The 23,120-nt window shown below is 69.2% G+C and carries 24 protein-coding genes; 20 read left to right on the plus strand and 4 right to left on the minus strand.

What is annotated here, in order from left to right; all coding sequences use genetic code 11:
- Positions 1 to 250 precede the first annotated feature (250 nt).
- Both BJ988_RS28615 and BJ988_RS28620 read left to right on the plus strand, forming a co-directional pair.
- On the plus strand, positions 251 to 751 hold the full coding sequence (locus BJ988_RS28615) for a SigE family RNA polymerase sigma factor (RefSeq protein ID WP_179661183.1): 501 nt from the start codon (positions 251 to 253) through the stop codon (positions 749 to 751).
- Positions 748 to 1,827 carry a nitrate- and nitrite sensing domain-containing protein gene (locus tag BJ988_RS28620; protein WP_179661184.1) on the plus strand — a complete coding sequence of 360 codons (1,080 nt, stop codon included), beginning with the start codon at positions 748 to 750 and terminating at the stop codon, positions 1,825 to 1,827. Before BJ988_RS28615 ends, BJ988_RS28620 begins: the two co-directional genes overlap by 4 nt.
- A gap of 90 nt (positions 1,828 to 1,917) precedes the next feature.
- On the opposite strand, the gene rocD is transcribed toward BJ988_RS28620, so the two are convergent.
- A complete protein-coding gene (gene rocD, locus BJ988_RS28625; protein WP_246321603.1) occupies positions 1,918 to 3,156 on the minus strand; it encodes an ornithine--oxo-acid transaminase in 1,239 nt (412 codons plus the stop codon).
- Positions 3,157 to 3,422: 266 nt separating this feature from the next.
- On the opposite strand from rocD, the gene BJ988_RS28630 reads away from it, so the two are divergent.
- The 5 genes from BJ988_RS28630 to glmM all read left to right on the plus strand — a co-directional run bounded on the left by BJ988_RS28630 (position 3,423) and on the right by glmM (position 6,669).
- The gene (locus tag BJ988_RS28630) at positions 3,423 to 3,776 is read left to right on the plus strand and encodes a hypothetical protein (RefSeq protein ID WP_179661185.1); all 354 of its coding nucleotides are present in this window, start codon (positions 3,423 to 3,425) and stop codon (positions 3,774 to 3,776) included.
- A complete protein-coding gene (locus BJ988_RS28635; RefSeq protein WP_179661186.1) occupies positions 3,773 to 3,988 on the plus strand; it encodes a hypothetical protein in 216 nt (71 codons plus the stop codon). The genes BJ988_RS28630 and BJ988_RS28635 overlap by 4 nt, the downstream gene beginning before the upstream one ends.
- Positions 3,989 to 4,265: 277 nt before the next feature.
- A complete protein-coding gene (gene rplM / locus BJ988_RS28640) occupies positions 4,266 to 4,709 on the plus strand; it encodes a 50S ribosomal protein L13 (RefSeq protein WP_179661187.1) in 444 nt (147 codons plus the stop codon).
- A gap of 14 nt (positions 4,710 to 4,723) precedes the next feature.
- Entirely contained in the window at positions 4,724 to 5,224 is a 501-nt protein-coding gene (gene rpsI / locus BJ988_RS28645; protein WP_179661188.1) for a 30S ribosomal protein S9, read from the plus strand.
- An 89-nt stretch (positions 5,225 to 5,313) separates the two neighbouring features.
- Entirely contained in the window at positions 5,314 to 6,669 is a 1,356-nt protein-coding gene (gene glmM / locus BJ988_RS28650) for a phosphoglucosamine mutase (RefSeq protein WP_179661189.1), read from the plus strand.
- 64 nt (positions 6,670 to 6,733) lie between these two features.
- Here the strand turns inward: glmM and coaA are convergent, their stop codons facing one another.
- Positions 6,734 to 7,699: a type I pantothenate kinase gene (gene coaA / locus BJ988_RS28655; protein ID WP_179661190.1), complete on the minus strand. Its 966-nt coding sequence runs from the start codon at positions 7,697 to 7,699 to the stop codon at positions 6,734 to 6,736.
- Positions 7,700 to 7,769: 70 nt separating this feature from the next.
- Between coaA and glmS the strand changes: the two genes are divergently transcribed.
- The 10 genes from glmS to tsaD all read left to right on the plus strand — a co-directional run bounded on the left by glmS (position 7,770) and on the right by tsaD (position 17,974).
- On the plus strand, positions 7,770 to 9,614 hold the full coding sequence (gene glmS / locus BJ988_RS28660) for a glutamine--fructose-6-phosphate transaminase (isomerizing) (protein ID WP_179661191.1): 1,845 nt from the start codon (positions 7,770 to 7,772) through the stop codon (positions 9,612 to 9,614).
- Between the two features lie 13 nt (positions 9,615 to 9,627).
- Positions 9,628 to 9,981, plus strand: a complete 354-nt coding sequence (locus BJ988_RS28665; protein WP_179661192.1) for a holo-ACP synthase — start codon at positions 9,628 to 9,630, stop codon at positions 9,979 to 9,981.
- A gap of 133 nt (positions 9,982 to 10,114) precedes the next feature.
- On the plus strand, positions 10,115 to 11,488 hold the full coding sequence (locus BJ988_RS28670) for an NAD(P)H-hydrate epimerase (RefSeq protein ID WP_246321604.1): 1,374 nt from the start codon (positions 10,115 to 10,117) through the stop codon (positions 11,486 to 11,488).
- 29 nt (positions 11,489 to 11,517) lie between these two features.
- Complete coding sequence (alr, locus tag BJ988_RS28675; RefSeq protein ID WP_179661194.1) at positions 11,518 to 12,717, plus strand: alanine racemase; 1,200 nt, start codon at positions 11,518 to 11,520, stop codon at positions 12,715 to 12,717.
- Positions 12,714 to 13,802, plus strand: coding sequence for an alpha/beta fold hydrolase (locus tag BJ988_RS28680; protein ID WP_179661195.1), 1,089 nt, complete (start codon positions 12,714 to 12,716; stop codon positions 13,800 to 13,802). The genes alr and BJ988_RS28680 overlap by 4 nt, the downstream gene beginning before the upstream one ends.
- Positions 13,799 to 14,758 carry a tRNA (adenosine(37)-N6)-threonylcarbamoyltransferase complex ATPase subunit type 1 TsaE gene (gene tsaE / locus BJ988_RS28685; protein WP_179661196.1) on the plus strand — a complete coding sequence of 320 codons (960 nt, stop codon included), beginning with the start codon at positions 13,799 to 13,801 and terminating at the stop codon, positions 14,756 to 14,758. The genes BJ988_RS28680 and tsaE overlap by 4 nt, the downstream gene beginning before the upstream one ends.
- Before the next feature lie 9 nt (positions 14,759 to 14,767).
- On the plus strand, positions 14,768 to 15,445 hold the full coding sequence (gene tsaB, locus BJ988_RS28690) for a tRNA (adenosine(37)-N6)-threonylcarbamoyltransferase complex dimerization subunit type 1 TsaB (protein ID WP_179661197.1): 678 nt from the start codon (positions 14,768 to 14,770) through the stop codon (positions 15,443 to 15,445).
- The gene (rimI, locus tag BJ988_RS28695) at positions 15,442 to 15,909 is read left to right on the plus strand and encodes a ribosomal protein S18-alanine N-acetyltransferase (RefSeq protein ID WP_179661198.1); all 468 of its coding nucleotides are present in this window, start codon (positions 15,442 to 15,444) and stop codon (positions 15,907 to 15,909) included. The genes tsaB and rimI overlap by 4 nt, the downstream gene beginning before the upstream one ends.
- A 143-nt stretch (positions 15,910 to 16,052) precedes the next feature.
- Entirely contained in the window at positions 16,053 to 16,511 is a 459-nt protein-coding gene (locus BJ988_RS28700; protein WP_179661199.1) for a hypothetical protein, read from the plus strand.
- 401 nt (positions 16,512 to 16,912) lie between these two features.
- Positions 16,913 to 17,974 (plus strand): tRNA (adenosine(37)-N6)-threonylcarbamoyltransferase complex transferase subunit TsaD, encoded by a 1,062-nt coding sequence (tsaD, locus tag BJ988_RS28705; protein WP_179661200.1) that lies wholly within the window; start codon positions 16,913 to 16,915, stop codon positions 17,972 to 17,974.
- A gap of 24 nt (positions 17,975 to 17,998) precedes the next feature.
- On the opposite strand, the gene BJ988_RS28710 is transcribed toward tsaD, so the two are convergent.
- The gene (locus BJ988_RS28710) at positions 17,999 to 19,228 is read right to left on the minus strand and encodes a class I SAM-dependent methyltransferase (RefSeq protein WP_179661201.1); all 1,230 of its coding nucleotides are present in this window, start codon (positions 19,226 to 19,228) and stop codon (positions 17,999 to 18,001) included.
- A gap of 108 nt (positions 19,229 to 19,336) precedes the next feature.
- Here BJ988_RS28710 and BJ988_RS28715 point away from each other — a divergent pair, with 108 nt between their 5' ends.
- The 3 genes from BJ988_RS28715 to groL all read left to right on the plus strand — a co-directional run bounded on the left by BJ988_RS28715 (position 19,337) and on the right by groL (position 22,339).
- A complete protein-coding gene (locus tag BJ988_RS28715) occupies positions 19,337 to 20,152 on the plus strand; it encodes a hypothetical protein (protein ID WP_179661202.1) in 816 nt (271 codons plus the stop codon).
- Between the two features lie 185 nt (positions 20,153 to 20,337).
- The gene (gene groES / locus BJ988_RS28720) at positions 20,338 to 20,631 is read left to right on the plus strand and encodes a co-chaperone GroES (protein ID WP_008362423.1); all 294 of its coding nucleotides are present in this window, start codon (positions 20,338 to 20,340) and stop codon (positions 20,629 to 20,631) included.
- An 88-nt stretch (positions 20,632 to 20,719) separates the two neighbouring features.
- Positions 20,720 to 22,339, plus strand: a complete 1,620-nt coding sequence (groL, locus tag BJ988_RS28725) for a chaperonin GroEL (protein WP_179661203.1) — start codon at positions 20,720 to 20,722, stop codon at positions 22,337 to 22,339.
- Positions 22,340 to 22,399: 60 nt separating this feature from the next.
- On the opposite strand, the gene BJ988_RS28730 is transcribed toward groL, so the two are convergent.
- On the minus strand, positions 22,400 to 23,119 hold the full coding sequence (locus BJ988_RS28730; protein ID WP_218861172.1) for a GH25 family lysozyme: 720 nt from the start codon (positions 23,117 to 23,119) through the stop codon (positions 22,400 to 22,402).
- Between the last annotated feature and the right edge of the window lies 1 nt (position 23,120).

The raw sequence follows: 23,120 nt of genomic DNA on the forward strand, positions 1-23,120 counted from the left end.
TAGGACTATCCGGTCGTTCTGAAAGGGCGAGTAGTCCTACGAACGACGTGTTACACGAACGCGCGCACACCCCCGAGGGTGTTCGCTGTGCTCCGCGGCACCGGACCGCCACTGACTCATGCTCCAGTGATGCCCTGGGTGCTGCTCGCACCCAGGGCATCACGTCACTCAGTGGCGACGAGGCCCCAACCGATCCGGTACCGGTTACGTCAGTAGGGGGTCGGGGGTTGGAACCGGAGAAGGGGAGACGTTGAGCAAGGACGAGGAGTTCACCGCCTACGTCAGGGAGAGACGCGCGCACCTGTACCGCGCGGCCTACCTGCTGTGCGGTGACGAGCATCGTGCCGAGGACATCGTGCAGCTGACGCTGTCGAAGGTGTACTCGGCATGGCGAAAGGTGCGGAAGGCCGACAGCGTCGACGCCTACGTACGCAGGATGCTGGTCAACAGCCACCTGGACGAGGGCCGGCGTCCGTGGCGTCGCGAGCGAGTCGGCGATGTCGTCGACCGGCCGGCGCCGACCGGTCCGGGCGCCGAGGATGTCGACGAGCTCTGGACGGCGCTGCGTGCCCTCCCCGTAGGTCAGCGGCGGGTCGTCGTGCTCCGTCACTACTGGGGGCTGTCGGTCGAGGAGACCGCCGCAGACCTCGGCATCAGCGCGGGAACGGTCAAGAGCCAGACCTCGGTCGCCCTGGCCAATCTCCGCCATGCACTCCGCCCCGACCACGCTGCCCGAGGAGGATGGCGATGAACGCCTTCGACGACGACACCCTGCTGCACGAGCGGCTCTACCGCATCGGCTCCACCGCTCCGGTCCCGGTACTGGACCCCTCCGAAGACGTACGCCGCGGCCGCCGCCGCGTGCTCCGGGCCCGCGTGGCCGCGACCGTCGGGACCGTGATGGCGGTCGGGATCATCGGCATCGCCGGGGTGGCGCTCCAGCCCGTCATCGCTGACCGGGCCACCGATCCTGCTGGGTCACCGATCGCCCCCTCGACGTCGTCGGTGCGCCGGGCTGCGTCGGTCGTGCAGGCGCTGCCCAGCGCGTTCAACCTGGCGATCAACGTGATCTTCGAGCGCGACGCCGCCTTGGCAGGCGTCCCCGACGTCGTGCTGGAACCGATGCAGGCGACGACCGATGAGACCATCACGACCTGGACGGCGAAGGTGGAGAAGATCGACGTCGGCGGTGACCAGGGGCTCGCGGATCTCCTCGCGAGGATCCAGCGGTCATTGGACGGCATGCCGAAGACCCGATCCGACATCGGTGACACGGCCGGGAGCCGGGCGGCGGCGCAGGTGGCCTACATGGCACTCGTCAACGACCTCCTCGCGATCCCGACGCTGGTGCCGCGGGTCAATGACGCCGAGATCGACTCCGAGATCGAGGCGCTCGGCAGTATGCAACCGGTCTTCGATTCGCTCCACGAGGAGCGGGCCATCATGTCGAACGCCCTTACCAAGCGCGAGCAGTCGCAGACTTCGGGTGCTGTGCAAGCCGAGCCCGTCAGCAAGGAGGACCTCGTCTCGCTGGCTGCGGCCGAGACCACCTGGCGCCTATCGCTCGCGGACTTCTACACCGCGACCTCGGAGCGTCATCGCGAGGTTCTCGACCAGATCACCTACAACACCGCGACCGACGGGGCCGTCGGGGTTCCCGCGCAGCGGGTGGTCAACATGGTCCTGTCCACCGGCAGCCTGGACCGGGTCACGATCAACCCGGACGCTTACACGGAGTCCTGCACCGAGCTGATCCGTGGGCTGCAGGAGCTGTTCGTCTCTGCGGCGAACGAGATCGGCGACGATCTCGCTGCCCTCGACGGCTAGCGGGGGTGTAACACGTCGTTCGACGTACTATCCGGTCGTTCTCTTGGGGCGACCAGTACGTCGAACGACGTGTTACAGGGCGGCTCGGCCCTACTCGGAGACCGCCGCCTCGAGCTGGTCGAGGGCCCAGTGAAGGTCCTCCTCGGTGATCACCAGGGGCGGCGCGAGGCGGATGGTGGAGCCGTGGGTGTCCTTGGCGAGTACGCCGCGGGCCAGGAGGCGCTCGCAGATCTCGCGACCGGTGCCGATGGTCGGGTCGATGTCGACGCCGGCCCACAGGCCGCGGGAGCGGAAGCCGACGATGCCGTTGCCGACCATCGCCATCAGCCGGTCGTGCAGGACCTTGCCCAGCGACTCGGCGCGGGCCTGGAACTCACCGGTCTCGAGCAGCTCGACGACGGCGGTGCCGACGGCGCAGGCGAGCGGGTTGCCGCCGAAGGTGGAGCCGTGCTGGCCGGGGCCGATCACGCCGAGGACGTCCTTGTCGGCGACGACCGCCGAGACGGGGACGATGCCGCCGCCGAGCGCCTTGCCGAGGATGTACATGTCCGGCTTCACGCCGGCGTGGTCGCAGGCGAACGTGTAGCCGGTGCGACCGAGGCCGGCCTGGATCTCGTCGGCGGCGAAGAGCACGTTCTCGCGGGTGCAGAGCTCGCGCAGCCCGATCAGGAAGTCGTCGGCGGGGATGACCACGCCGGACTCGCCCTGGATCGGCTCGACCAGGACGGCCACCGTGTTGGGGGTGATGGCGGCCGCGATCGCGGCGAGGTCGGCGTAGGGAACCATCACGAAGCCGGGGGCGAATGGGCCGAAGCCGTCGCGCGCGTCGGCGTCGTCGGAGAAGCCGACGATGGTGGTGGTGCGGCCGTGGAAGTTTCCGGCCATCACGATGATCTCGGCCTGGTCGGCCGGGACGCCCTTGACGTCGTAGCCCCACTTGCGGGCGACCTTGATGGCGGTCTCGACGGCCTCGGCGCCGGTGTTCATCGGCAGGACCATCTCCTTGCCGCACATCGCGGCCAGGCGCGCGGTGAACTCGGCGAACTGGTCGTGCACGAAGGCCCGCGAGGTCAAGGTGACCTTGTCGAGCTGCTCACGGGCCGCGGACAGCAGAGCGGGGTGGCCGTGACCGAAGTTCAGCGCGCTGTAGCCGGCCAGCATGTCGACGCAACGGCGACCGTCGACGTCGGTCACCCAGGCGCCCTCGGCGTGGCTGATCACCACCTCGAGAGGGTGGTAGTTGTGCGCGGAGTGCGCCTCGGCGGCGGCGAAGGCGGCGGGGGTCAGGCTGGTCGCAACGGTGTCCTGAGCTTCGTTGAGCAGGGTCATCGCACTCCTCCATCTCATGGGGTTCTGGTGATTCTGAGCCAAGATCATCTGATTGTCAGACAATCCTACGATCAGCGTACGCCAGATGTCCTATTGCTGTCGCCGGGTCGGTAACGCAGCGGTAAATCAGCGCCAACGACGCGCTGAAGGCCAAGTACGTCGGCTCCTGCTCGACCCTCAAGGCCCCCGCGCGCAGGGACTGGGCGGAGTCGCGCGGCTTCCGTTCGAACATCAAGTGCCGAGGCGGCAACACCGCCAAGTCGCGGGTGATCACCGACAGCGCCATGTGCCTGCCGAGGTCGTTCGACGGGAACTACCGCAACCTCACGATGAAGCACTACGGCGGGCGTCCGAAGGGCTACACCAAGAACGTCTACCTGGTGACCCATCTCTACAAGCCGCAGACCTCGGGCGACTGGACGCTGACCCAGCGCCGCCAGTTCGGCAACTCGGTGGGGTGGAAGACGATGGCATCGGTCTCCACGCCGAACACGCTGGTCGCGGACCGCAGGTCGTCGAAGTACTGCCCGTCGGTCTGGTGGGTCTCGGGGCTGCAGTCGGGTTCGCGCTACGACATGCGGAAGTATTCGGTCGGCATCCAGTACCGGGTCCTCGCGTGAGCGTCAGCCGGAAGATCCTGGTCATCGCCGTCGTCGGTGCTCTGCTGCTGGGGCTGGTCGGTGCCATCGGCGCTGCCGTCCTCGGCGGAGAGGAGACGCCGGCGAAGCGCCCGACGAGCGAGCAGCCCGCGACTCCGCGCGAGGGGCCGGCGGTGACCGAGCTCCACGAGGACGCCTTCGCGCCCCAGGGCGAGGTCGGGGCCGACCACTAGTCGCGACCCGAGATCGAGCACGAGAAGACGTACGTCGTCGGGCAGGGGCCCGGCGGCGTACGTCTTGATTTGTCTCTGCTGTACGGCGGCTCGTAACCTTGTTCGGTCGTGACTCCTGCCGCGTCCTGATCATTCGCACGGTCAGGGGCGCAGATCCGGATGACTGTCGCTGGGAACTCCCGGGGACAGGGCAAGCCGGGCCGTGTTCGTCAGAAGCCACGCAGCAACATCTCGCTCTGCACCCGCTGAGCGGGCACTACGAACTAAGAAGGCACACGTGCGTACTTACGCTCCCAAGCCTGGCGACATCGAGCGCGCCTGGCTCGTGATCGACGCGGCCGACGTCCGTCTCGGCCGCCTCGCTGTCCAGACCGCTGAGCTCCTCCGAGGCAAGCACAAGCCGATCTTCGCGCCCAACGCGGACACCGGCGACTTCGTCATCATCATCAACGCCGAGAAGGTCTCCCTCTCCGGCAACAAGGCCAAGACCAAGCTGGCCTACCGCCACTCGGGCTACCCGGGCGGTCTGACCGCGACCCCGATCGGCGAGATCCTCGAGAAGGACGCCCGCAAGGCGATCGAGACCGCTGTGTGGGGCATGCTGCCGAAGAACAAGCTCGGCCGACAGATGCTCAAGAAGCTCAAGGTCTACTCCGGTCCGACGCACCCGCACGTCGCGCAGCAGGCCGTTCCGTTCGAGATCAAGCAGATCGCCCAGTGAGCCAGGACCAGGACATGACTGAGAACACCGTAGAGGTCGAGGAGACCTTCGAGACCGACGAGCAGGGCGTTGCTTTCACCTCTGAGAGCGCCCCGTCCGCCGACGCCCCCGAGCGCCCGGCGACCATCGCCCCGGCTGCCGCCACCGGCCGCCGCAAGGAGTCCGTGGCCCGCGTCCGGATCGTTCCGGGCACCGGTTCGTGGACCATCAACGGCCGCACCATCGAGGACTACTTCCCCAACAAGCTGCACCAGCAGATCGCGAACGAGCCGTTCGCCGCGCTGCAGCTCGAGGGTCGCTTCGACGTGATCGCCCGTATCGACGGCGGCGGCATCGCCGGCCAGGCCGGCGCGCTGCGTCTTGGCGTGGCTCGCTCGCTCAACATCGTTGACGAAGAGGCCAACCGCCCGACCCTGAAGAAGGCCGGTCTGCTGACCCGCGACGCTCGCGTCGTGGAGCGGAAGAAGGCCGGTCTCAAGAAGGCCCGTAAGGCATCGCAGTTCAGCAAGCGCTGATCGCCTAGATTGTTGGGGTGCCTCGGCTTGCCGAGGCACCCCAACTCTTTTCGGGCGGGGGCCGACGTACGAAAGAAGGTCACACGGACGTGGCACGCCTTTTCGGCACTGATGGAGTTCGCGGTCTCGCGAACGGCGAGGTCCTCACTGCCTCGCTCGCCCAGAACCTGGCGACGTCTGCAGCACTGGTCCTGACCGAGGAGCTGCGGGTCTCCGGCAGCGGGCGCAAGCCGCTGGCCGTCATCGGCAACGACTCGCGCGTCTCGGGACAGTTCCTGCAGGCGACGGTCGCCGGCGGTCTGGCCTCGGCCGGCTGCGACGTGATCGAGGTGGGCGTGCTGCCGACGCCGGGGGTCGCCTACCTCACGGCGGCTCTCCAGGCCGACCTCGGCGTGGTCATCTCGGCCTCCCACAACCCGATGCCCGACAACGGCATCAAGTTCCTCCAGCGCGGCGGGCACAAGCTCGACGACGTGCTCGAGGACCGGATCGAGGCACACCTCGACGAGCCGTGGGATCGCCCGACCGGCGCATCGGTGGGCCGGATCTCGTTCCACGAGAACCCGGTGGAGGCGTACGCAGACCACCTGGTCTCCACGCTCGAGCGACGTCTCGACGGACTGACCGTCGTCGTCGACTGCGCCAACGGCGCCGCGGCCACCGCGGGCCCGCTGACCCTGCGCCAGGCCGGCGCGAACGTGATCGCGATCAACGACGTCAACGACGGCCTCTCGATCAACGACGGCGTCGGTTCGACCCACCCGGAGATGCTGCAGAAGGCGGTCGTCGAGCACGGTGCCGACGTCGGTTTCGCCTGGGACGGCGACGCCGACCGCTGCCTGGCCGTCGACGGTGACGGCAACCTGGTCGACGGCGACCAGCTCATCGCGATCCTCACGCTCGGTCTGCACGACACCGGCCGGCTTCCGGGCGACACCGTGGTCGTCACCGTGATGAGCAACCTCGGCTTCGTCAAGGCGATGGACGCCGCGGGCGTCCAGGTGAAGCAGACCGCCGTGGGCGATCGCTACGTGCTCGAGGAGATGCGCCGCGGCGGCTACACCATCGGCGGCGAGCAGTCCGGCCACATCATCATGAGCGAGCACGCCACCACCGGCGACGGCATCCTCACCGCGCTGCACGTCCTGCAGCGGATGAGCCTCACCGGCCGCACCCTCGCCGATCTCGCCTCCGCAGTCACCCGGCTCCCGCAGGTCCTGCTCAACGTCAAGGGCGTCGACAAGACGCGCTGCAAGACCGACGACGGCCTTCTCGAGGCCGTCGCCGCCGAGGAGAAGGCCCTCGCCGGCTCCGGCCGCATCCTGCTGCGCCCCTCCGGCACCGAGAACCTCGTACGCGTCATGGTCGAGGCTCCCACCCACCACGAGGCCGAGGCGTGTGCTGAGCGGCTCGCGGACGTCGTACGCGCGCGGCTCGCGCTCTGATCAACCACCGTCGGTCGAGCCGGGTTCGTTCGTTCCTCACGAACCCGGCTCGACCGACGGCGGGCTAGATCTTCCGCAGGCGTACGTAGCGGACGGAGTGGTCGCGGTCCTTGCGGAGGACGAGGGTGGCGCGGGAGCGGGTGGGGAGTACGTTCTCGCGGAGGTTGGGGCCATTGATCTCGTTCCAGATCTCTGTGGCGCGGGTGACGGCCTCGTCGTGGGTGAGGGCGGCGTACTTGGTGAAGTACGACGACGGGTCGCGGAAGGCCGTCTCACGCAGCCGCAGGAAGCGGTCGACGTACCACCGCTTGATGTCGCGCGAGTCGGCGTCGACGAAGACGGAGAAGTCGAAGAAGTCGGAGAGGGCCAGCGAGATGGTGCCGTCGGCCCGGACCCGAGAGGGCTGCAGGACGTTGAGCCCCTCGAGGATGACGATGTCGGGCTTCTTGACGGTCACCGTCCGGTCGGTGACGTCGTAGGTCAGGTGTGAGTAGATCGGCGCGCGCACCTCGTCCTCACCGGACTTGAGGTCGACGAGGAAACGGAGCAGGGCCTTGCGGTCGTAGGACTCCGGGAAGCCCTTGCGCTCCATCAGACCACGACGCTCGAGCTCGGCGTTCGGGTAGAGGAACCCGTCGGTGGTGACCAGCGCGACGTTCGGGTGCTCGGGCCAGTGGGCGAGCATCTGCTGGAGCACGCGGGCGGTGGTCGACTTGCCGACGGCGACGGACCCGGCGACGCCGATGACGAAGGGCGTACGCTCCGGCATCGCCTTGCCGAGGAACAGCTCCTGCTGGTCGTGGAGCTTGTCCGAGGCGCTCACGTAGAGGCTGAGCAGCCGGCTCAGCGGCAGGTAGACCTCCTCGACCTCGTTGAGATCGATCTGGTCGCCCAGGCCTCGCAGCGACTCGATCTCGGCCTCGGTCAGCGGACTCTCGGTCTCGGTGGCGAGCTCGGCCCACGCGCTTCGATCGAGCTCGACGTAGGGCGAGGAGCCGCGGTCGTCGCCGTGTGGCCCGGGGTGTGACATGGCAACGATTGTTACGCACAAGCACCGCCGCTTCCTTGTAGGGTCCACGAGAGCCGTAGGATCATCGGCCATGTGCGGCATCGTTGGGTACGTCGGAGACCGGTCGGCGCAGGGCGTCGTGATCGATGGCCTGCGGCGGTTGGAGTACCGCGGCTATGACTCGGCGGGGATCGCGCTGATCGCTGACGGAAAGCTGGCCACGGACAAGAAGGCAGGCAAGCTCGCCAACCTGGAGAAGGCGATCGCGGACACGCCGCTGCCGGCGTCGACGACCGGGATCGGTCACACCCGCTGGGCGACCCACGGTGGCCCGACCGACGGCAACGCGCACCCGCACGTCGGCCGCACCGGTCGCGTCGCGGTCGTGCACAACGGGATCATCGAGAACTTCGCCGAGCTGCGGGCCTCCCTGGAGAGCGACGGTCACGAGTTCACCTCGCAGACCGACACCGAGGTCGCCGCCCACCTGCTCGAGCGCGAGGTCGTCGGCGGAGCCGACCTGACCGTCGCGATGCAGACGGTCTGCTCGATCCTCGAAGGTGCGTTCACCTTCGTCGCCATCGACGCCGAGGATCCGTCCCGGGTCGTCGCCGCCCGCCGCAACAGCCCGCTCGTGGTCGGCCTGGGCGAGGGGGAGTCGTTCCTCGGCTCCGACGTCGCCGCCTTCATCGAGCACACCCGCGAGGCGCTGGAGCTCGACCAGGACCAGGTCGTCACGATCACCCGTGAGGGGGCGACGGTCACCAACTTCGACGGCACCGCCGCCGAGGGCCGCCACTTCCACGTCGACTGGGATCTGGCCGCCGCCGAGAAGGACGGCCACGACTGGTTCATGCGCAAGGAGATCCTCGAGCAGCCTCGTGCCGTCGCCGACTCGTTGCTGGGGCGGCGTACGTCTTCGGGGGCTCTCCATCTCGACGAGATGCGGCTCGACGACGACGAGCTGCGCGAGGTCACCAAGATCATCATCATCGCCGCGGGGACGTCGTTCTATGCGGGGATGGTGGCGAAGTACGCCATCGAGCACTGGTGCCGGATCTCCGTCGAGGTCGAGCTGGCCTCCGAGTTCCGCTACCGCGACCCGATCCTCGACAACTCGACGCTCGTGGTCGCGATCTCGCAGTCCGGCGAGACCGCCGACACCCTGCAGGCGATCCGGCACGCGCGCTCGCAGCGCTCGAAGGTGCTGGCGATCTGCAACACCAACGGCTCCACCATCCCGCGTGAGTCCGACGCGGTCATCTACACCCACGCCGGCCCGGAGATCGGGGTCGCCTCGACCAAGGGGTACGTCACCCAGCTGGTCGCCTGCTACCTGCTCGCGCTCTACCTGGCGCAGGCCAAGGGCACGATGTACGGCGACGAGATCGACGGGGTGATGACCCAGCTCGAGGCGATGCCCGCCGCGGTCGAGAAGGTGCTCGAGACCGCACCGCAGGTCTATGACCTGGCGCGTGAGTACGCCGACCGCCGCGCGTTCCTGTTCCTGGGCCGCCATGCCGGATACCCGGTCGCTCTGGAGGGTGCCCTCAAGCTCAAGGAGCTCGCCTACCTGCACGCCGAGGGCTTCGCCGCCGGCGAGCTCAAGCACGGCCCGATCGCGCTGGTGGAGGAGGGCCTGCCGATCTGGTGCATCGTGCCCCCGCGCGGCCGCGACTTCCTGCACGACAAGATGCGCTCGGGGATCATGGAGGTGCGGGCTCGCGGAGCGCGGACCATCGCTCTGGTCGAGGAGGGCGACGACTCGGTCGACGCGGTCTCCGACACGATCATCCGGCTGCCCAAGGTGCCGGTGCTCCTGCAGCCTCTGGTCGCGGTCGTGCCGTTGCAGCTCTTCGCCTGCCAGCTCGCCACCGAGCTCGGCTACGACGTCGACCAGCCCCGCAACCTCGCCAAGTCCGTCACCGTCGAGTGATGGTGGCGCGCTGATGGCTGTCCTCGGAGTCGGGATCGACGTCTGCGACCTCGGGCGGTTCGAGGAGTCGTTGGAGCGTACGCCGCGGCTCCGTGAGCGCCTGTTCACCCCGGCTGAGGCGACGAAGCCGATGGCCTCGCTGGCCGCCAGGTTCGCCGCGAAGGAAGCGCTGGCCAAGGCGCTCGGTGCGCCGGTGGGGATGGAGTGGCACGACGCCGAGGTGATCTCGGAGTCATCGGGCCAGCCGCGGTTCGAGCTCCGCGGCACCGTGCTGGCGCAGGCGACGAAGCTCGGCGTGGTCACCGTCCACCTCTCGCTCTCCCACGACGCCGGGATCGCCTCGGCCATGGTCGTCCTAGAGGACTGACTGGGCTTGTTGGAGCCCTTCGGTGCTTGTTGGAGCCCTTCGGCCCGTACGCTCCGATGACCGGGCGCGTAGGGTTGAACCCATGCGGCGTGCGCACTCGGTTGAGCAGGTCAGAGCAGCAGAGAAAGCCTTGATGGCGAGTCTGCCGGAAGGCGCCCTGATGCAGCGTGCGGCTGCCGGGCTGGCCTACGCGGTCATCGGCCACCTTCGCGGGCGCGGCCTCGGCGGCGCCTACGGGAAACGCGTCGTCCTGCTCGTCGGGAGCGGGGACAACGGCGGCGACGCGCTGTACGCCGGGGCGCTGCTCGGGCGTCGCGGGGCGCGGGTCGAGGCGTGGTTGCTGTCGGACCGGGCGCACGCGGGCGGGGTGGCGGCGCTGAAGGCGGCCGGAGGGACCGTGTCCTCGGGGGTGGTCTCGACAGGCTCGACCACCGGGGCTGACGTCGTCGTCGACGGGATCGTCGGGATCGGGGGGAAGCCCGGGCTGAGACCGGATGCCGAGGCGGCGCTGGAGGCGCTCGCCGGGATCCCGGTGGTCGCTGTAGACACGCCCAGCGGGGTCTGTGTCGACACCGGGGAGATCGACGGGGCCCACGTGAGCGCCGACCTGACGGTCTCCTTCGGCACTTACAAGCCGTGTCATCTGCTCGACCCGACGGCCTCCGCTTGCGGGACGGTGCAGCTGGTCGACATCGGACTCGATCTGCCGACACCGGTGATCGAGAGCCTGGAGGCGGCCGACGTGGCCGCGCTGGTGCCGCGACCGGCGCCCGACGGACACAAGTACTCCCGCGGGGTCGTCGGGCTGCGGGTCGGCAGCGCCACCTATCCCGGCGCCGCGCTGCTGGCCGTCGCCGGCGCCAACACCGGGCTCGCCGGGATGGTGCGCTACGTCGGCACCGCATCGGAGTGGGTCAAACGCCGCCACCCGGAGGTCGTCGGCGACGGCCAGGCGCAGGCCTGGGTGGTCGGCTCCGGCAGCGCTGACGGAGCCAACAGCGCGCTCGCGTTCGCACGGGCCAGCGGCGTACCTCTGGTCATCGACGCCGACAGCCTGCGCCCGCTGACCGGGCCGCTCGGCCTGCCCGCGATCCTGACGCCGCACGCGGGCGAGCTGGCGACGCTGATCCGCGAGGACCGCGGCGACATCGAGGCTCGTCCGCTGCACTATGCGCGGCTCGCGGCCCAACGGTTCGACGCCGTGGTGCTGCTCAAGGGCCGCCGCACCACGATCGCCTCGCCGGACCCCGACACGCCGGTACGGGTCAACACGACCGGAACCTCCTGGCTGGCCACCGCCGGCTCCGGGGATGTGCTCGGCGGGCTGATCGGCTCGCTGCTCGCCGCCGGTCTGGCCCCCATCGACGCAGCGTCTGCGGGCGCCTGGCTGCACGGCGCGGCAGCCACGCTGGCTAGCGCGGGTGGGCCGGTCACGGCGAGCGGGGTGGCCGCGGCGATACCCGCCGTCATCCGGTCCCTGCCCGCTGTCTCGCCCCCTTCCCAGTAGAGCGTTGCGCAGGAACTACCCTTGACACCATGTCACCGAGCCCAGCGACTCGGGCTCCGCTTCGGCGAGCCGAGATCGTCATCGACCTCGCTGCGATCCGACACAACGTCTCGCGGCTGAGGGAGTATCTGCGTACGCCGATCATGACGGTGGTCAAGGCTGACGGCTACGGTCACGGCCTGGTCGAGGCCGGGCGGGCCGCCCGTGAGGGCGGCGCGGACTGGCTCGGCGTGGCCTCCGTCGACGAGGCGCTCGCGCTGCGCGCGGCCGGCGACCAGGGCCGGCTGCTGGCGTGGCTGATCATGCCGAGCGAGCCCGCCGAGGACCTGTTGGTCGCGGACATCGACGTCACCGCCTACACCGTCGCCGACCTGGAGAAGTTCGCCGCGGCCGGTGACGCCCTGGGACGTACGCCGCGGGTGCAGCTCAAGGTCGACACCGGGCTCGCCCGGGGCGGCGCGGCGTTCGCCGACTGGTCGAACCTGGTCGCGATGGCGCGCATCCTCGAGGCCGAGGGAGCGATCCGCGTCACCGGGATCTGGTCGCACTTCAGCGCAGGGGAGAATCCCGCGGACCCGATCAGCGCACTCCAGGAGAAGGTCTTCGGCGAGGCGGTCGCGATCGCGGAGCAAGCCGGCCTGCGGCCTGAGGTACGCCACCTCGCCAACTCGGCGGGAGCGCTGCTTCGCCCCAGCGCGCGGCTCGACCTGGTCCGGGTCGGGGTCGCGACGTACGGGATCGATCCGGCGCCCGGTGTCGACGGATCGCCCTGGGCGGAGCTCGGGCTCGTCCCCGCGATGACCGTGCGGGCCGAGCTCGCGCTGGTCAAGCAGATCGAAGCCGGCACGGGCGTCTCCTACAACCACACCTGGGTGGCCGAGCAGCCGACGACGGTGGGGCTGATCCCGGTCGGCTACGCCGAAGGGATCCAGCGCCGGGCCGGAAACCGCGCGTCGGCGTGGGTCGCCGGTGCGCGGCGGCCGGTGCGCGGCACCGTCTGCATGGACCAGATCGTGGTCGACCTCGGCGACACCTCGGTCGAGCCGGGTGCGGAGGTGGTCCTGTGGGGGACCGGCGCCGACGGCGAGCCGACCGCCCAGGACTGGGCCGAGGCGAGCGAGACCATCGCCTACGAGATCGTCACCAGGATCGGAGGTCGGATGAAACGGCGTTATGTCGACAGCGACCAGGACACTGACAGCCCCAGCGAGCAGGGAGTCGATCGATGAGCGTTGCAACACGAATCGGCCAGATCGCGGCCGGGACGTTGGGAGCGGCGGCGGTCGCCGCCGCTGCGAGTGGCGCGATGGTGGTCAAGAAGCGCCGTCGCGCGATCGAGGATCGCCCCACGGACCGGACTCCGCTCGGCACGCTGCGGTCGTGTCCGGTCACCGTGGTGACCGAGGACGGCGTACCCCTTCATGTCGAGGTCGACGAGGTCGACCCGGCTCACAACGGCGGATCGAGCGAGGTGACGCTCGTCTTCGTGCACGGCTACTGCCTCAACCTCGACTGCTGGCACTTCCAACGGGCCGCGTACCGGGGCCTGGTGCGGTCGGTCTTCTACGACCAGCGCAGCCACGGCCGCAGCGGCCGGTCCTCGCTCGGCAACGCCACCATCGACCAGCTCGGTGACGATCTGCTCAGGGTCTTGGACGCGGTGGTGCCGGAGGGTCCGGTGATCCTGGTCGGCCACTCGATGGGTGGGATGACCATCGCCTCGCTCGCCGAGGACCATCCTGAGCTGTTCGCGCCCTACGACGAGGGTGGCCGGATCATCGGTGTCGCCCTGATCTCGACGACCGCGGGTGGCCTCGACCCGAGCCGGCTGCTGATCCCGGTGCTTCCGGCCAAGCTGTCCGGCGGGATCGCCAACAGGACCATCAGGACGCTCGCGAAGGGGCACGGGGTCGTCGACCGGTTCCGCGCGATGGGGGCCTCGGTGGCGACCGTGTTCACCGACGTGTTCGCCTTCGGGGACGAGGTGCCCGAGGCGTACGTCCAGTTCGTCGACGGGCTGCTCTCGCAGACGCCGTTCGAGGTCGTCGCGGAGTTCTTCCCGACCTTCCGTGCGCTGGACAAGTTCTCGAGCGTCGCCGCGATGGGGCGGGTGCCGACCACGATCATCTGTGGCACCGCGGACCGGCTCACCGGGATCGGCCACAGCCGCAAGCTGCACTCCTACATCCCTGGATCGCGGCTGGTCGAGTGCGAGAAGGCCGGACACATGGTCATCCTCGAGCGGCACGGTCAGGTCAACGCCGAGCTCGACCAGCTGCTCGCCACGGCGACCCGGGATGCGGCTTCGGCATGACGCTCGTCTTCGAGCGGGTCGGGCCTGAGGCCGCGGCCGAAGTGCTCGATATCGTCCGCGTCGCTTTCTCCGCGCGTCCGCCCCTGGATCCGCCCGCTGAAGCGCTCGGCGAGACCGAGGGGTCGATGAAGGAGCGCCTCGCCGGGTTCGGCGGCGTGCTGGCGCGGTGGGACGGCGTCGCTGTCGGGGCCGTGCTCATGGATCCCGCGGACTCGACGCTGTGGCTGCGTCGTTTCGCTGTTCTGCCTGATCAGCAGGGTCATGGGGTGGCGCACAAGATGGTCACGTACGCCGCCGGGCTCGCGCGTGCGGAAGGTTTCGACGACCTTGCGGTGATCGCTCGTGAGGAGCTGCCGGAGACGCTGCGGTTCTGGGAGCGGCAGGGTTTCAGGCGCGAGCGAGCTCGTGACGAGTCCCAGGCATTGCCGGAGGTGCGGCTCCGTCGCCCGCTGAACGAGCATGTCGTCGAGGCGCTCGACGCCGAGGCCATGTTCGAGCTGGGCCGGCGAGTGGCCGCACTGATCGCGGCGGGGGACGTGCTGGTCCTCTCCGGCGGTCTCGGTGCGGGGAAGACCACCTTCACCAAGGGCCTCGGCGCCGGGCTCGGCGTACGTGGCGAGGTCACCTCGCCGACCTTCGTGATCGCTCGTGTGCATCCCTCGACCGTCGGCGGGCCGGAGCTCGTCCACGTCGACGCCTATCGGCTCGGTGGGATCGAAGAGCTCGACGACCTCGACCTGGACACCGATCTCGACGATGCGGTCACAGTCGTGGAGTGGGGCGAGGGCCTGGCCGAAGGGCTCTCCGAGTCCCGGCTCGAGATCCGGATCGTGCGTGCTGAGGCCGACGAGGCTCCGCTGGACCTGGTCGAGGCGCCCGACGGGGCGGATCCGCGACGCGTGGAGATCGTGCCGGTCGGGGCCCGCTGGCGTGGTGTGGACCTCGGCGCGCTCTAGGCTGTGGGTGTGCTTCTCGCTTTTGACACCGCTACGCCCCAGGTGACCGTGGCGCTCCACGACGGCGACGACGTCGTCGCCGAGATGGTCTCCGACCGTGCCATGAAGCATGGTGAGCAGCTTGCGCCGCTGATCTCCGAGGTCATGACGGCGGCCGGGGTCGTACGCCAGGATCTGACCGCCATCGCCGTCGGCGCCGGGCCTGGGCCGTTCACCGGGTTGCGGGTCGGGCTGGTCACGGCACGGACCCTCGGGTTCGTGCTGGAGATCCCGGTGTATGCGGCTTGCTCGCTGGATGTGCTGGCGGTGGAGGCGGTGTCGTCTGGGGAGGTCTCGACAAGCTCGACCACCGGCGGGGGCGGGTTCTTCGTGGCGACGGATGCGCGGCGCAAGGAGGTCTACCTGGCCTCCTACGACCCCGACGGAGTCCGTCTCGAGGGTCCTGTTGTCGTCAGGCCGGACGAGGTGGCCACCTCGATGCCGGTGGTCGGAGAGGGCGCGCTGCTCTATCCGGACGCGTTCCCCTCGCCGATCGGTCCGGTGCGTCCGTCCGCGGGTTGGCTGGCACGGGCGGTGGCCGAGGAGCGGGTCGAGCTGATGGATCCTGAGCCGCTCTACCTGCGCCGGCCTGATGCGGTGGATCAGGCTGCGCAGAAGAAGGCCCAGAAGCCGGGGACTCCCAGGTGACCGTACGCTCGGCCGGCCCGGACGACGTCGACGCGATCGCCGCGCTCGAGCTGGAGGCCTTTCCCGACGATGCCTGGACTCCCGAGTACCTGCAGGTGGCGATCGACGGGAAGATGCCCACCGTCCGGATCCTCGTCGCCGAGGACGCCACGGGGAAGGTCGCTGGCCATGCGCTGGTGAGCGTGGTCTACGAGATCGCCGAGCTCCAGCGGATCGCGACCGCCGAGCAGCAACGCCGCCGCGGGATCGGTGGGGCGCTCCTCGCCGCTTCGATCGACCTCGCTCGGAGCGAGGGCGCGGAGCGTCTTCTCCTCGAGGTGCGTGAGAACAACGTCGCGGCCATCGAGTTCTACCACCGGGCCGGGTTCGTCGAGATCGACCGCCGCGAGCGCTACTACCGTGATGGGGCGACGGGGCTCGTGCTGGCGATGGAGCTACCCGGGTCGACAGCGACCTCTGGCTGAAATGTCGGTGGTCGATGTCGGTGGTCTGTGGTGCGATCAGTGCCATGGTCTTCAACCGCAACAGGTTCGAATCTCAGACGGCCGGCCTCGCTCTGGCGAGGACGATCGGTCGTGACGGCTTGCGTGCGCCCACTCTCAAGGTGGTGGCCGAGGAAGCGAACATGGGCGTGTCGACGCTCCACCAGTGGTTCGCCGGTCAGCAGAACATGCTGCCCCACGCGGCGGCGGGATTCGCCGGCATCTTCTGGGAGCAGATCGCCCAGCGTGTGAATGCACGGGGATGGGCGGGCTACCTGCCCACGACCCATGACGAGGTGTTCTTTCTGCGGGCCTGGTTGGGGTTCGAGGAGCTGGCTCGGTCGAACGACGAAGTCGGCGAGACGGTGCGAGACCTGTGGCACGACGTCAGGTTCTGGCTCCGTTGCTCGATCGGCCGCGATCTCACCGTCTACGAGTCGGGCGGGCTGGTGATCCTGCTTCGTGGGCTGTGGGAGAGCCTCTGCTCTGCAGACCCGATCCAGCCCGAGCTCGCGCAGAGCCTCTGGGCTGCCGCCTACTCAGCGCTGCGCGAGGACCAAGACAGCAGCCAGGCTGCAGCTTGACCGGGACGGGCTTGACCGGGACGGGCTTGACCGGGACGGGCTTGACCGGGACGGGGCTTGACGGGGACGGGACTCGACCGGCCGCCGACTGAGCGCGCCGCCGACCTGGAAGTGGAATCGTCAGCCGGCGTCGAGTGGCGAACGAAAATTCGGTCGCACGATGAGGGGTTGAGTTCCTCAGGGCTTGTCGGCGTCGGCGGCTCGGAACCGGCCGAACGAATTTTCGTTCGCGCAACCGACGCGCTCGCCCGGCCCGCGAGGCAGCAAGGCGTCCGACCCGCTCGCAGCCTGGGCGAACGAAAATTCGTTCGCCTGCTGAGGTGCCTATACCGGGCCTGGCCAACGGCATGGAACCGAGACTGCTACCGAGCTCCAGATCGACGGGGAGGCAGAATGGGCGCATGACTTCTGGTGCCCGCGTTGATGAGCCCCTGGTCCTCGGGATCGAGACGTCGTGCGACGAGACCGGGATCGGGGTGGTGCGTGGCCACACGCTGCTGGCCGACGCGGTGGCGAGCAGTGTCGAGGAGCATGCCCGGTTCGGTGGGGTCGTGCCCGAGGTCGCGAGTCGGGCGCATCTGGAGGCGATGGTGCCGACGATCGAGCGCGCCTGCCAGGAGTCGGGCATCAAGCTCCATGACGTCGACGCGATCGCCGTCACCTCGGGCCCCGGGCTCGCCGGCGCTCTGCTGGTCGGAGTGGCGGCGGCCAAAGCGCTCGCGCTCGGCCTCGACAAGCCGATCTACGGGGTCAACCACCTGGCTTCCCACGTCGCGGTCGACCAGCTGCAGCACGGGCCGCTTCCCGAGCCCTGTGTCGCCATGCTCGTCTCCGGCGGCCACTCCAGCCTGCTCAAGGTCACCGACATCACCGTGGGTGTCGACCCGATGGGAGCGACCATCGACGATGCTGCGGGCGAGGCCTTCGACAAGGTCGCCCGTCTGCTCGGCCTCGGCTTCCCCGGCGGCCCCGTGATCGACAGGACCGCCACCTCGGGCAGCTCGATCGCGATCGACTTCCCACGCGGGCTCACCGCCCGTCGCGACCTGGAGCGACACCGCTTCGACTTCTCCTTCTCCGGCCTCAAGACCGCGGTCGCCCGCTGGATCGAGGCCAAGGAGCGCAGCGGCGAGCCGGTGCCGGTCGCCGACGTGGCCGCCAGCTTCCAGGAGGCCGTGGTCGACGTCTTGGTCAGGAAGGCCCTCGACGCAGCCTCCTCGGAAGGCATCGAGGACATCGTCATCGGTGGCGGGGTCGCGGCGAACAGCCGACTCCGGGTGCTCGCCGAGGAACGCGCCGCCAAGCTCGGCATCCTGGTCCGGGTCCCGCGCCCGGGCCTGTGCACGGACAACGGCGCGATGGTCGCGGCTCTGGGATCCGAGATGGTCGCGCGGGGACGCACTCCCTCGGCCCTGGACCTCCCCGCCGACTCCTCCCAGCCCGTCACCAGCGTCCTGGCCTGACCCGGTCACCCGAGGTCAAGCCACTCAGAACGGCCGCACCAACAGACAGGTCCCCTCACCGGCGACCCTGGTCAGCACGATCGTGGCCTCCTCGGACCCGGAGAGCGCGAGTCGCTTGCGGAGCTGCTCGGGTACGACCTGCACGCCGCGCTTCTTGATCGTCAGCCTCCCGATCCCACGCTCGCGCAGCGCCGCCTTGAGCTGCTTCTCTCGATAAGGCAGCTCCTCGAGAACCTGATACCCACGGGCGAACGGCGTCTCGAAGGAGGCCGAGGAGGTGACGTACGCGATGTGCTCGTCGACCAGGTGACCCTGCACCCCAGCGGCGACCGCGGTGACCAGCCCGGCGCGGATGACCGCTCCATCGGGCTCGTAGAGGAACTCGGCGACGGGGCCGACCTCACCGCCCGGGTCGTCCTCGGAGGTGAGCGTCGCCAGGCCACGCTCGCCGATCACGGTGGCCCGCCGCTGCGTGCTGGCCAGGGAGCCCGACCACAACGCAGCCTCCTTGACCTCACCGCGGTCGCTGACCCATTCGGCCTCGACCTTCTCGGGCACGAGATCGTGCGGGATCCCGGGCGCGACCTTCACGCACGCATCGCGCGCGAAGAGCGTCTCGACCCACGACCACGGCGGCGTCCACCCCTCCGCGGAGAAGACTCGGCCCTTGGCGCCGCGACGTGCCGGATCGGCGTACGCAACCTCGAACGGTGAATGGTCGACGGCCGTCGCGTCGGCGACGGTGACGGCGCCGGGCAGCCCCAGGGCATCCAGGTTCGCTTTGGCGACGGCGACCCGTTCCGGATCGTGATCGACCCCGGCAGCGGTGAGGCCGGCGCGTGAGGAGGCGATCAGGTCGCCGCCGATCCCACAGCCCAGGTCGATGACGCTCGCTGCCTCGAAGGCGCGCAGGCGCGCGGCCCGGTGGTGGGCGACGGTGAGGCGGGTGGCCTGTTCGAGGCCGTCGGGAGTGAAGTACATCCTCGGCGCCAGGTCGCCGAACTTGGTGGCCGCCTTCCGGCGCAGGTCCACCTGGGCCATCGCCGCCGTCACGTGCTCGGCAGTCTCGTCCTTGCGCAGGGCGGCCTGCACAGCCAACGCCGAACGCTTGCGGGAACCCTTGCTGTTGCCCTTGCCGTCACCCTTCCCGTCGACCGTGTCGTCGGTGGAAGCCGCTGCCGTCATCTCGGTGGCCCGCGCCAGCAGTTGCTGGCCGTCATCGGTCAGCAGCCAGGAGAAGGCGTCAAGATCCATGCGTCGATCCTCTCAGGCCGGTTTTCGGTCCGGACAAAAGCCCATTACCCCGCCGGGTGTTTCTGCTCTAGGATCCGCCGGGTGTGCAGACCCCCGCGTCGAGTCCCGGTGAGCCTCTGGGCACTCGCGGCGATCATTGCCCCGCTGTCTCTGCTGTCTCTGCTGTCTCTGCTGTTCGCCGCGCCCGCATCGGCCGACACGGTCGCACCGGTGCGCCACTGCGCGTACGGAGACGGATACCGCGAGCTGGACGGTGGATCCTCGGCGGTGGTCACCGCGCCCGAGGGCTACCTGATCGTGTCCTACTGCGTGGACAGCCGCGGCCGGAGGGGCAGTTCGGAGGTGCACACGCTGTCCACGCCGCAACGTACGACGGTCGTCTGGCACAGCGACGGGCGGTCGCTTGAGGGCTACTCGGTGGAGTACACCCGGGTCGGGGCCTCCGGCGAGCCGGCGACAGACACCGACGAGCGGGAAGACCAGGACGACCGGGACGACCGGGACGACCGAGACGACCGAGACGACCGGGACGAGCGGGACGAGCGGGACGAGGACCGCAAACCAGACAAGGCCGACGAGACGGCTGAAGCCGACGCTCAGCAGAGCGCACCGGCTGAGATCGAGAAGACGCCGGCCACGAAGAAGGACGAACGGCGCGAGCGTACGCCGTCGGCCAGCGTCACTCCGTCGGCCCCGTCGACCCCGGCCCCCAGTCGCGAGGCCGGCAACGAGATCTCCGAGCAGGCCGAGGACTCGTCGCAGATGTCGGGACTGAGCGACGGTGAAGAGCTCCGGATCACCTCGCTCGACGAGGACGACGACGAGGAGGGCCTGCGGTCGCTCGTGGTCGCCGGCGGCATCATCATCGTCGGCCTCCTGGCTGGCATGGTCGCGCTGCTGGTGAGGCTCCCCGGTCAGCGATAGGGCGGTCATGCTGGCACTCATTGCGGGCGAGTGCTAACGTCTGCATTGGCACTCTCCCCTGGAGTGTGCCAACGCTTGCGAGCCGGGTGCGACCCCCGCGACGGCGTACGTGGCACATCGCAAGCACAGACGTAGCAACACCCACCAGTCTGACTCCGTAGAAAAGAAATGGGGAGGTCGACACAGTGTCGGTCAACATCAAGCCTCTTGAGGACCGGATCGTCGTCAAGGCCGTCGAGGCCGAGCAGACCACCGCCTCCGGTCTGGTCATCCCGGACACCGCCAAGGAGAAGCCCCAGGAGGGCGAGGTCCTGGCGCTCGGCCCGGGTCGCATCGACGACAAGGGCAACCGCGTTCCGCTCGACGTCGCCGTCGGCGACAAGGTCATCTACAGCAAGTACGGCGGCACCGAGGTCAAGTACGCCGGCGAGGAGTACCTCATTCTCTCCGCCCGCGACATCCTCGCAGTCATCGCCTGACGTCATCCGTCTCGCAAAGCGCGGCCGGGCCGTCAGGTGGATTCCTGGCAGCCACGGCCGCGCGCTGCGTACTAGGGAGTAAATAACAATGCCGAAGATCCTGGAGTTCGACGAGAACGCCCGCCGCGCCCTCGAGCGTGGCGTCGACGCCCTCGCCAACGCCGTCAAGGTGACGCTGGGGCCCAAGGGCCGCTACGTCGTCCTCGACAAGAAGTGGGGCGCCCCGACGATCACCAACGACGGTGTCACCGTCGCCCGTGAGATCGAGCTGGACGACCCGTTCGAGAACCTTGGTGCTCAGCTCACCAAGGAGGTTGCGACCAAGACCAACGACATCGCTGGTGACGGTACGACCACCGCGACCGTCCTCGCCCAGGCGATGGTCCACGAGGGTCTGCGCGCGGTTGCCGCCGGCGCGAACCCGATGAGCCTCAAGCGCGGTATGGACGCCGCTGCGACCGCCGTCGGCGACGCGCTGCGCGCCGCCGCTCGTGAGGTCGTCGACGAGTCCGACATGGCCTCGGTGGCGACCATCTCCTCCCGCGACGCGAAGATCGGCGAGATCCTCGCCGAGGCCTTCGCCAAGGTGGGCAAGGACGGTGTGATCACCGTCGAGGAGTCCAACACCACTGGCACCGCGCTCGAGTTCACCGAGGGTATGCAGTTCGACAAGGGCTACATCTCTCAGTACTTCGTGACCGACCAGGAGCGGATGGAGGCCGTCATCGACGAGCCGCTGATCCTGCTCGTCCAGGGCAAGATCAGCTCCGTCCAGGAGTTCCTGCCGCTGCTGGAGAAGGTCATCGCCGCGGGCAAGCCGCTGTTCATCATCGCCGAGGACGTCGAGGGCGAAGCCCTCTCGACCCTGGTCGTGAACAAGATCAAGGGCACCTTCAACGCGACCGCCGTCAAGGCGCCCGCGTTCGGTGACCGCCGCAAGGCCATGCTGCAGGACATCGCGATCCTGACCGGCGCGCAGGTCGTCGCCGAGGAGGTCGGCCTCAAGCTCGACCAGGTCGGCCTCGAGGTGCTCGGCACCGCTCGCCGCGTGACCGTCTCCAAGGACAACACGACCATCGTCGAGGGTGGCGGCGACGCTGCCACCGTCGAGGGTCGTGTCAACGAGATCAAGGCCGAGATCGAGCGCACCGACTCCGACTGGGACCGCGAGAAGCTCCAGGAGCGCCTCGCGAAGCTCGCCGGTGGCGTCTGCGTGATCAAGGTCGGCGCTCACACCGAGGTGGAGCTCAAGGAGAAGAAGCACCGCATCGAGGACGCTGTCTCCGCGACCCGCGCCGCCATCGAGGAGGGCATCGTCCCCGGCGGTGGCTCCGCGCTGATCCACGCCGTCTCGGTGCTGGAGAAGGACCTCGGTCTCGAGGGCGACGAGGCGGTCGGCGTTCGTGTCGTCCGCAAGGCCGCCGACGAGCCGCTGCGCTGGATCGCCGAGAACGGTGGCGACAACGGCTACGTCATCACCACCAAGGTTCGCGAGCTCGGCGTCGGCCAGGGCTACAACGCGGCCACCGGTGAGTACGGCGACCTGATCGCCCAGGGCGTCATCGACCCGGTCAAGGTCACCCGCTCCGCGCTGACCAACGCCACCTCGATCGCGAGCATGCTGCTCACGACCGAGACGCTGGTCGTCGACAAGCCGGAAGAGGACGACGCGCCCGCGGCCGGTCACGGCCACGGTCACGGTCACTGATTCAAAGCCGAGTCGGCGTATCTGACCCCGAGAGGGGTCGGATACGCCGACTCGGCGATTTCAGCGAACGATCAGCGAATCGAGATCCACGTCGTCGGAGAGCACGTTCATGTCGACGTACGCCTCGTCATCGCTGCCCACGCCGTCGAGCCGGTCGCGGCTGGAGTACTGCCAGATCGACCAGTCGCGTCCGTCCGGCACCCGCGGCGGCCAGGCGACGGAGCGGAACCAGATCGGGTTGTCCGGGTAGCGGTCGACCAGATAGGCCCGGTAGGCCGACGGTGTGGTGTAGATGACCGGCGCGATCCCGTAGTAGTCCTCGAGCGTGCTCAGCAGGGGATCGAGGATGGCCCGCACCTCGGTGGCGGGCGGCAGGTTGCCCTTGAACGAGCCGTACGGCTCCAGATCGACGACCGGGGCGAGCGTGCCGGCGTCGCGCGGGACCGTGGCGATCATGTTGTGGGCCTGCCCGGCGCCCGGGCTCTCGAAGCTCATGAAGTGGTAGGCGCCGGTGGCGATCCCGGCGGCACGTGCCCCGGACCAGTTGGCGGCGAAACGCGAGTCGACGTGCGTGGACCCCTCGGTCGCCTTGAGCCAGGCGAAGTCGATGTCCTGCTCGGCGACCCGCGACCAGTCGACGACCCCGTTGTGGTGGGAGACGTCGATGCCGCGTACGTCGTATCTGGCGGCGAACAGGCGGGTGGGCATGACCACGCCGGTGTAGACGAGCAGGGCGAGGGTGAGGGCAGCGGCGACGAAGACGCCGGCTGCGACCGCCAAG

This window comes from Nocardioides panzhihuensis (assembly GCF_013408335.1).
In the GTDB taxonomy this organism is placed as follows: domain Bacteria; phylum Actinomycetota; class Actinomycetes; order Propionibacteriales; family Nocardioidaceae; genus Nocardioides; species Nocardioides panzhihuensis.

Coding starts and splice junctions, on each gene's coding strand:
- BJ988_RS28665 (WP_179661192.1), top strand. CDS start 9,628: ATGGCTGTCCTCGGAGTCGGGATCGACGTCTGCGACCTCGGGCGGTTC.
- alr (WP_179661194.1), top strand. CDS start 11,518: ATGTCACCGAGCCCAGCGACTCGGGCTCCGCTTCGGCGAGCCGAGATC.
- BJ988_RS28680 (WP_179661195.1), top strand. CDS start 12,714: ATGAGCGTTGCAACACGAATCGGCCAGATCGCGGCCGGGACGTTGGGA.
- BJ988_RS28670 (WP_246321604.1), top strand. CDS start 10,115: ATGGCGAGTCTGCCGGAAGGCGCCCTGATGCAGCGTGCGGCTGCCGGG.
- groL (WP_179661203.1), top strand. CDS start 20,720: ATGCCGAAGATCCTGGAGTTCGACGAGAACGCCCGCCGCGCCCTCGAG.
- coaA (WP_179661190.1), bottom strand. CDS start 7,699: ATGTCACACCCCGGGCCACACGGCGACGACCGCGGCTCCTCGCCCTAC.
- BJ988_RS28620 (WP_179661184.1), top strand. CDS start 748: ATGAACGCCTTCGACGACGACACCCTGCTGCACGAGCGGCTCTACCGC.
- rocD (WP_246321603.1), bottom strand. CDS start 3,156: ATGACCCTGCTCAACGAAGCTCAGGACACCGTTGCGACCAGCCTGACC.
- tsaD (WP_179661200.1), top strand. CDS start 16,913: ATGACTTCTGGTGCCCGCGTTGATGAGCCCCTGGTCCTCGGGATCGAG.
- glmS (WP_179661191.1), top strand. CDS start 7,770: ATGTGCGGCATCGTTGGGTACGTCGGAGACCGGTCGGCGCAGGGCGTC.
- BJ988_RS28710 (WP_179661201.1), bottom strand. CDS start 19,228: ATGGATCTTGACGCCTTCTCCTGGCTGCTGACCGATGACGGCCAGCAA.
- rpsI (WP_179661188.1), top strand. CDS start 4,724: ATGACTGAGAACACCGTAGAGGTCGAGGAGACCTTCGAGACCGACGAG.
- tsaE (WP_179661196.1), top strand. CDS start 13,799: ATGACGCTCGTCTTCGAGCGGGTCGGGCCTGAGGCCGCGGCCGAAGTG.